This is a genomic window from Actinomadura sp. KC345, from assembly GCF_004348515.1.
Taxonomy (GTDB): Bacteria; Actinomycetota; Actinomycetes; order Streptosporangiales; family Streptosporangiaceae; genus Spirillospora.
Map to the genome: position 1 here is coordinate 1 of NZ_SMKH01000331.1, position 8,043 is coordinate 8,043.

The 8,043-nt window shown below is 71.2% G+C and carries 8 protein-coding genes and 1 pseudogene; 1 reads left to right on the forward strand and 8 read right to left on the reverse strand.

Features of this window, described 5'->3' with window-relative positions:
* Window positions 1-38 precede the first annotated feature (38 nt).
* The 4 genes from E1281_RS34150 to E1281_RS34165 are packed head-to-tail and all read right to left on the reverse strand — an operon-like array spanning window position 39 to window position 4,005.
* Complete coding sequence (locus tag E1281_RS34150) at window positions 39-1,079, reverse strand: MCE family protein (RefSeq protein ID WP_131883846.1); 1,041 nt, start codon at window positions 1,077-1,079, stop codon at window positions 39-41.
* Window positions 1,076-2,338: an MCE family protein gene (locus tag E1281_RS34155; RefSeq protein ID WP_131883847.1), complete on the reverse strand. Its 1,263-nt coding sequence runs from the start codon at window positions 2,336-2,338 to the stop codon at window positions 1,076-1,078. The genes E1281_RS34150 and E1281_RS34155 overlap by 4 nt, the downstream gene beginning before the upstream one ends.
* A complete protein-coding gene (locus tag E1281_RS34160) occupies window positions 2,335-3,216 on the reverse strand; it encodes an ABC transporter permease (protein WP_131883848.1) in 882 nt (293 codons plus the stop codon). The genes E1281_RS34155 and E1281_RS34160 overlap by 4 nt, the downstream gene beginning before the upstream one ends.
* A 3-nt stretch (window positions 3,217-3,219) precedes the next feature.
* Complete coding sequence (locus E1281_RS34165) at window positions 3,220-4,005, reverse strand: ABC transporter permease (protein ID WP_131883849.1); 786 nt, start codon at window positions 4,003-4,005, stop codon at window positions 3,220-3,222.
* A gap of 70 nt (window positions 4,006-4,075) precedes the next feature.
* On the opposite strand from E1281_RS34165, the gene E1281_RS42725 reads away from it, so the two are divergent.
* Window positions 4,076-4,426, forward strand: a complete 351-nt coding sequence (locus E1281_RS42725) for a hypothetical protein (RefSeq protein ID WP_165959225.1) — start codon at window positions 4,076-4,078, stop codon at window positions 4,424-4,426.
* A 47-nt stretch (window positions 4,427-4,473) separates the two neighbouring features.
* On the opposite strand, the gene E1281_RS34175 is transcribed toward E1281_RS42725, so the two are convergent.
* From E1281_RS34175 to E1281_RS40770, 4 genes and pseudogenes are all read right to left on the reverse strand, one after another.
* On the reverse strand, window positions 4,474-5,001 hold the full coding sequence (locus tag E1281_RS34175; protein ID WP_131883851.1) for a hypothetical protein: 528 nt from the start codon (window positions 4,999-5,001) through the stop codon (window positions 4,474-4,476).
* 26 nt (window positions 5,002-5,027) lie between these two features.
* Complete coding sequence (locus E1281_RS34180; RefSeq protein WP_243717693.1) at window positions 5,028-6,194, reverse strand: lipase family protein; 1,167 nt, start codon at window positions 6,192-6,194, stop codon at window positions 5,028-5,030.
* Between the two features lie 95 nt (window positions 6,195-6,289).
* Window positions 6,290-7,420 carry a DUF6801 domain-containing protein gene (locus E1281_RS34185; protein ID WP_131883852.1) on the reverse strand — a complete coding sequence of 377 codons (1,131 nt, stop codon included), beginning with the start codon at window positions 7,418-7,420 and terminating at the stop codon, window positions 6,290-6,292.
* Between the two features lie 95 nt (window positions 7,421-7,515).
* Window positions 7,516-8,043, reverse strand: a pseudogene (locus E1281_RS40770) (fibronectin type III domain-containing protein); the annotation flags it as partial.

The following is an 8,043-nucleotide window of genomic DNA, read 5'->3' on the forward strand; positions in this document are numbered from 1 at the left end:
ACCCCCCACACCCCCCGGTTCGCTGCGCTCTTTCCTGCTCATGCGCCGCACCTCTCGTCGGTCAGGGGGATGCCGGTCGGCGGCGGGTGGTCCTCGCCCGGGTACTGCCTGTAGGTGACGCCGCTGAGGTCGGCCTCGCACAGGTAGAGGTTCATCCACGAGCCGTAGGAGCCGATCCGTCCGATCGCCGCCATCTTCACCGGCAGCAGCCGCAGGAACCGGTCGACCGTCGGGGATGCGTCCGACAGGTTCTCCGACAGCCGCCCGAGTTGCTCGATGTCGCGCTTGAGCGGTTCACGGCCGTCCTTCAGGAGGCCGGTGGTGGTGCGGGCGAGTTCGTCCAGCGCGCCGATCGCCTCGCCGATCGCGGTGCGGTCGGCGGCCAGGCCGGACACGAGCCGGCGCAGCGTGGAGATCAGGTCTCCGAGGTTGTCGCCGCGCCCGTTGACGGTGTCGAGCACGACGTTCAGGTTCTCGACGACCTGCCCGATGATCGCGTCCTTGTCGGCGATCCCGCTGGTCAGCGACCCGACCGTGGACAGCAGCCCCTCGACGGTGCCGCCCTCGCCCTGGAGCACCTGGATGATCGATCCGGCGAGCCTGTTGACGTCCTCGGGCGACAGCGCCTGGAAGAGCGGCTGGAAGCCGTTGAACAGCTGGGTCAGGTTGAGCGCCGGGGTCGTCCGCTCGACGGGGATGGTCGAGCCGGGCTTGAGCGTCCCGGCCGCGCCGGTGCCCCGCCGCACCTCGACGTACCGCTGCCCGATCAGGTTCAGGTACTTGATCGTCGCGGTGGACGTCGCGGGCAGGCGGTGGCCCCGGCGGACGGAGAACGTGACGAGCGCGGTGCGGTGCCCGACGACCTCGATCCCGCCGACCCGTCCGACCTCGACGCCCGCGATCCGGACGCCGTCGCCCTCGCGGAGGCCGGACGCGTCGGTGAACCGCGCCTTGTAGGGGACGGTGTCGCCGCCGCCGGCCTGCGTGATGCTGAGCGCCAGCATCGCGGTGGCGACCACGGTCACGGCGACGAACGCGATCGACTTGGCCAGCGGCGCGGCCAGGCTCTTCCGGTTCATCCGACCATCACCTCCGTGCCCCGGAAGACGGGGCCGACGAGGACGGTGCTCCAGTCGGGAAATGCCTCGGGGACCTCCTCCAACCCGGGGGCGAGCAGCTCGTTGACCAGGCGGTTCTCTTCGGGCGAGTTGGGCGGGCCGAGCGCGCCCGGCGCGACCGCGACGGGGGTGTCCGCGTCCGGCGGCGCCGATTCCACGGCGGCGGCCCCGCCCGCCGGGTAGCAGCTCGGGCCGCTCTTGTCGGTGTATCGCGGACGGTCCTTGCCGGGGACGTAGCGGCCCTTGGACGGCAGCGTCTTCACGTTCACGTGCAGGCCGGGCCGCCCGGTGCCCTTGCCGAGGACCTCGTCCATCACCGGGACGAAGTCGGTCAGCATGCGCAGCGTGCACGGAAGCTGGGGCGCGTACTTCCGCAGCAGTTCGAGCGTCGGGCGGCTCCGCGCCGCCAGCCGGATGAAGTTTCCGGAGTTCTCGTGGAGGAAGTCCGAGAGGTTCTGCGAGGCGCCGGTGACCGACGAGTACAGCAGCGCGAGGTCGGTTCTCCGGTCGGAGATCGACCGGCTCGTGTAGGCGAAGTCGTTGAGCGCCTGGACGATGTCGGGTGCGGCCTCGTCGTAGTGGCGGGTGACCTCCACGAGCCGCCCGATGTCGCGGTTGAGCGCCGGAACATGCGGGTTGATCTTCTTGAGGTAGGCGTCCAGCTCCACCATCGTCCGGCCGAGTTCGGTGCCGCGCCCGTCCAGCGCCTGGGACATGGCGGTGAGCGTGGCGGCCAGGTCGGCGGGCTGGACGGCGGTGAGCAGCGGGTACAGGTTGTCCATCACCCGCTGGAGCTCGATCGCGTTCGCCGACCGGTCCTGGCTGATCACGCTTCCCGCGGTGAGCCGCGCCGCCGCCGGGCGCTCGGGCGGGATGAGCGCGACGAACCGCTGCCCGAACAGCGTCGTCGGGAGGAGCTGCGCCGACACGTTGCGCGGCAGCAGCCGCACCTTGTCCGGCTGGATCGCCAGCTTCAGCGTCGCGACACCGCCGTCCGACGAGATCTCGCGGACCTCGCCGACCACGACGCCGCGCAGCTTCACGTCCGCGTGCGGGTGCATCTCGCCGCCCGCGCTCGCCGTCTCCAGCGTCACCCAGCTGACCTCGGTGAACCGCTTGTTGTAGACGGCCACCGACAGCCACACCAGCAGCGCGGGAACCAGCAGGAACGCCACCCCGGCGAGCCGTCTGCGCAGCATGCCGCCGCCCCGGGCGCTCATCCCGCCACCTTCACGGTCGTCGTCGTGCCCCAGACCGCGAGGCTGAAGAAGAAGTCGCTGACGCTGATCAGGACGATCGACGTGCGGACCGCGCGGCCGACGGCCCGCCCCACCCCGGCGGGTCCGCCGGCCGCGCGGTAGCCGTAGTAGCAGTGCGAGAGGATCACCAGCACGCTGAACACCAGCACCTTGAAGAACGACAGGATGACGTCGACGGGCGACAGGAACAGCCCGAAGTAGTGGTCGTAGGTGCCGGCGGACTGCCCGTTGACCACGACCGTGACCGTGCGGGACGCCAGGTACGCGCACAGCAGCCCGATCGCGTACAGCGGGACGATCGCCACCGCGCCCGCGATGATCCGCGTCGTCACCAGGTACGGCAGCGACGGGATGCCCATGACCTCCAGCGCGTCCACCTCGTCGCTGATGCGCATGGCGCCGAGCTGGGCGGTGAACCCGGCCCCGACCGTCGCCGACAGCGCGAGCCCCGACACGACCGGCGCGATCTCGCGGGTGTTGATGTAGGCGGACGCGAAGCCGGTGAACGCCGAGGTCCCGATCTGCTGGAGCGCCGAGTAGCCCTGCATGCCGACGACGACGCCGGTCGCGAGCGTCATCGCGACCATCACGCCGATCGTCCCGCCGATCACGCCGAGGCCGCCGCTGCCGAACGCGACCTCGGAGAGCAGCCGCTGGACCTCTTTGCGGTAGCGGTGCAGCGCCCGCGGCGTCCAGAGCAGCGCCCTGACGTAGAAGGCGCCCTGGTCGCCGGGCTGGTCCAGCCACGCGAACCATCTGGTGGGCCCGGCCCTGACCGTGGTCAAAAGGCTTTTGCCGGGGAGTCTGGGGGGGCGCCCCCCCAGAGAAATAAGGCTCATCGCTCAGCCTCCCTTCGGGGGGACGACCTGGAGGTAGATCCCGGTGATCACGAGGTTGAGCAGGAACAGCAGCAGGAACGTGATGACGACCGACTGGTTCACCACGTCCCCGACGCCCTTCGGCCCGCCCTTGGGGTTCAGGCCGCGGTGGGCGGCGACGACACCGGCGACGAACCCGAACAGCAGCGCCTTCGCCTCGCCCACGTAGATGTCGGGAAGCTGCGCGAGGGCGGAGAAGCTCGCGACGTACGCGCCGGGCGTGCCGCCCTGGAGCAGGACGTTGAAGAAGTAGCCGCCCGCGACGCCGACGACCGAGACCAGGCCGTTCAGCAGGAGCGCGACCGCGACGCAGGCGAGGACGCGGGGGACGACGAGCCGCTGGATCGGCGAGACGCCGAGGACCTCCATCGCGTCCAGCTCCTCGCGGATCGTCCGCGCCCCGATGTCGGCGCAGATCGTCGAGCCCGCCACCCCGGACACCAGCAGCGCCACGATCATCGGGCTGGCCTGCTGGATCACCACCAGGACGCTCGCGGCGCCGGTGTAGGACTGCGCGCCGAACTGCTGGGTGAGGGAGCCGACCTGGAGCGAGGTCACCGCGCCGAAGGGGATGGACACGAGCGCGGTCGGCAGGATCGTCACGCTGGCGATGAACCAGAACTGCTCGACGAACTCGCGGAACTGGAAAGGCCGCCGGACCGTCATGCCGAGCACGGTGGCGCCGAGCGCGAACATCCGGCCCGCCTCGCGCAGCGCGCTCAGCGGATATCCGATGACGGAACTCGCCATTCTTCGACCTCCCTTCCCATTTCCGAGCTACTGGCCGGTATCGTCATGGCCCCCACCCTCTGGAGGCACGGTGAACAGACGTCGTCTGGCGGCCCTGCTGGTCGTTCCGGCGCTGGCGCTCACCGCGTGCGGCGGCGACGGCGGTCCCGAACCATCGCCGCCCGCGCAGCCCGCGCCCGGCACCCCGTCCGTCGCCCCCTCGGGTGCCGGCGGCGGCACGGGCGGCCCCGGCGCGACGCCCGGCGCGCCCTCGGCCGCGCGGTCCAAGATCGTGAACGACTTCGTCGCGTGCATGCGCAAGCACGGCGTCGACATCCCCGACGACCCGCGCGACTGGACGCCGGACGGGCAGGACGCCGATACGCAGAAGGCCCTCATGGCCTGCATCGGGCGTTCCGGCGCACCGCAGCCCGGGTCCTGACCTCGTCCGGCCGACGGCGCGTCCCGGCGGCCGGGCACGGCCCCGGATCAGGCGCCCTTGGCCTTGCACGCCGGAGCCTTGTCGAACGCCGCGTTCAGCTTCGGGTTCTTACGGAAGTCCTGCTCGGGCCCCTGGTAGGTGTTGTACTTCCCGAAGGCCCTGCTCATCTGGCCGACGGCCTGCTGGAGCGACTTCCTGTCGTTCACCTTCGCCCGCTCCAGGTTCCGGGACGCGGTCGTGACCGTCGAATGCGTGCTCGTCAGGTTGCTCATGACGGTGTTGAGGAGCGCCTCGCCGTCGTCGACGGGCGGGGCGCCGAGCCCGGACAGTCCCGTCTCCAGCGTCCGCATCCGGTCCGAGATGCCTTCGAGGAGCGTGACGAGAGAGTCCTTGGACTTCACCACGCTCGCGTTGTCCAGCTTCGGCACCGGCAACGGGCCGCCCTTCGTCAGGACGCCGCACGCCTTGCCCGCCCAGGCGACCTCGGGGCCGTCCTTCTTCTCCTCACCGCATCCGGCCAGGGAGCAGGCGGCCACCGAGGCCAGCACCACTCCGCCGATGAATCGCCGCACCATTCTTCTCTCCTTTTCCGCCGGGGTGATCAGCAGTTCGAGGTGGCGGCCCGCCCGGCGAAGCGATCCGCGAGGAAGGCCATCGCGTCCTGGTTGCCGCGGTAGACGAGCGTGATGTGGCCGATGTCGTCCCATGCCTTCCAGGTGACGGGGACGCCGAGCGCGCAGTAGGAATCGCGCAGTTCTTCGGCCTGCCAGAAGGCGACGATCTCGTCGGCCGTCGAGTGGTACTGGAAGACCGGGGCCGCGACCGGTCCGGCGCCGAGCCTGTTCTCCGCGACCCGGTTCAGCCACGCCTCGGACGCGAACGGGCTGGTGGTGAAGTAGTCCGTGACCTTCTTGCCCTGGTAGCCGAGCAGGAGCTCCAGCGTGCAGCCGTCGCCCTCCAGGTCGGCGGCCATGGCGCGGCCGGCGTCGTTGAGGTAGGACTCCAGGTCCAGCTCGGGGTAGGCGTTGTCCAGGCCCAGCATCGAGTAGAGGAGGAACCCGAACGGGTCCCGGCCCTCAAGCGGCAGCCCCACGGACGCGAGGTCGGCCGGCACCCCGCCGCCGACGACCCCGGCCAGCTTCAGCTCCGGCGCGTAGCCGGGCTGCTTCTGCCCGGCCCACATCGCGGCGGCCCCGCCCTGCGAGTAGCCGCGGAACGCGACCCGCGCGTCCCGCGACAGCCCCGTTCCGGGGAGCCGCTGCGCCGCGCGGACGCCGTCGATGACCGCGTTGCCCATCGAGCCGACCACGTACGTCGTCGACGGGTTCGCGTGGTAGCCCTCGTAGTCGGTGACGGCGACCGCGTAGCCCTCGGCCAGCATCTCGTTCAGCGCGGCCTGCTCGTAGAAGGCGCCCTGGTCGATGAACCGCGACGGCGCGCACCGGAACGCGGGACCGCTGGTGCCCGGTCCGAACCCGACGATCGGCGCCCGCGCCGGATCCGCCTTCTTCGGCACGAGGACGATCCCGGTCACCGCGACGGGCTCGCCGAGCGCGTCCGTCGACAGGTACATGACCTGCCACGCGTTCGCGAGGGCCCGCGCGGACGGCGGCCCCGCCTTGGCCGGCCGCGCCCGGATCACGTCTCCCGGCGCCCCCGCGGGCAGCAGCGAGGGCGGGGTGTAGAAGTCGTCCGCAGCCGCCTTTCGCTCGGCCGAAGCGGTCCCGTCCCCGAGCGACACCACCAGGGCGACAACGAGAGCGACCACCACCCACCCGTTGACTTGCGGCGAGTTGTTCTCAAGCGGCCCCCCATAGCGACAACACGCCGCAAGTGAACGGAGGAGGGTTCGTAGGTGGCTCATCATCGCCCGGCCTCCTTGGGGGTGAGCGTCACGTTGATCGTGTTGTCCGGGCCCGTCAGGGACGGGCTGAGGACGTCGGTCAGTGCGCCGCAGCCGGTGAGCGGCGGGAGGGCGTAGGTGCCCTTGAGCGCACCGCCCGTTTCCGGGTCGAAGGCCGTCTCGGAGGTCAGGGTGAGGTCGGACGGCCCGGCCGTCCGGCATGCGTCGCCTCCGCCGATCGGGATGACGCCGAACACGCTGAACGAGGGCAGCCGGGTGACGACCTTGGACGTGGTGGTCAGTGCGCCGTCCTTGAGCGTCCCTGTCGTCTCGCCTTGGGCGGCGAAGGCGACGTCCACCGTCACGGGGAGGAAGCCGAAGATCCTGGTCCCGGTCTTCGACGGGCCGAGCGCGAGGTCGGCGGTGAGGGACGTGCCGTCGATGGCCGCGCCCAGGGCGCCGGTCAGCGGGAGCGTCTCGCCGGAAGCCTTGATCCCGGAGGAGCCGTCCAGCGCGAACGCGTACTCGCCGGTGGGGTTCTCGCCGTCTTCGTCCACCACGAAGAATTCGGCGAGGACGTTGTTCTGCCCCGGGTCCTGGGTGCACTCGGACTCGAAGGTTCCGAGGCCGGACGGCCCGCCGTCGGTCGTCCTCGGGGTCAGGGTCAGGACGAGGTCCCCGACTGTGATCTTCCCTGGGCCGGGCTCGCTGAAGGTGAGGTCCGGCGACCTGCCCCGGCCCTTGACCGTGAACTCGCCGGAGGCGGGCAACCGCGTCTTCTCCAGGGCGGAGTCGACCGCGACGGGGAGGCCGTCCGGCATCTCGGGGACGGTCAGGGTCGCCTCGGCGAGCGCGCTGCCCTCCAGGGTCACCGCGTCCAGCGCCGTGAGGGCCCGGGTGGACTCGGCGTTCACCGTCGAGACCGAGTCGACGACGATCCCCGGCATCACCGCGCCGACCCCGACCTGGCCGGGGACGTCCGCGCCGAGTTCCACGCGCACCGGCTGGGGCCCGAGCAGCGGGAACGTGCACTGGTAGTCCAGGCCCAGGGTCACCGGGCCGGCGGAGGCGGGGCCCGCGCCCGCGAGGCCCGCCGCCAGCGTGGCGGCGGCCGCGGCGAGGGCCGCGCCTGTTCTCTTCTTCTTGCTCACGTGGGACCTCTCGGACTGCCAGGGGCGAGACGGGCCCCCGCCGTGGAGCGGGCACGGCGAGGGCGCGTTCCTTGACCGTCAGCTCGTCGCCGCCGTCACGCCTTGGGCGTGAGCGTCAGGTCGATGGTGTTGCCGTCACCGGCGGTGAAGATGTTGAGGATGCCGGTGAGCGGTCCGCAGTTCTCGATGTCGGACAGCGAGTACTCGCCGCTGATGTCGCCGCCGGCGTTCGGGTCGAAGAACTCGCCCTCCGCCGACTGCAGCGTGATGGTGGACGGCTCGGCCGTCTGGCACTCCTCGCCGCCGCCGATCGGGATGGCGCCGAACACGCTGAACGACGACAGCTTGGTGACGACCGTGCTGGTGGTGGTCAGCCGGCCGTTCTGGTACATGCCGGTCGTCTGGCCCTGGGTGTTGAGGCCGATGTCGGCGGTCACCGGCAGGAACCCGAGGATCGAGAAGTTGCCCTTGGTCGGGTCGAGCCGCAGATCCGCCGTGACCTCACCGGTGTTGAGGTCCAGGCCCGCTCCCACGGAACCCGTCAGCGGCGCCGTGCCGTTCGCCGCCTTCACCGTGGTCTCGCCGGCGAGGGTGAACTCGTAGTGCTCACCGCTGGTGGGAGG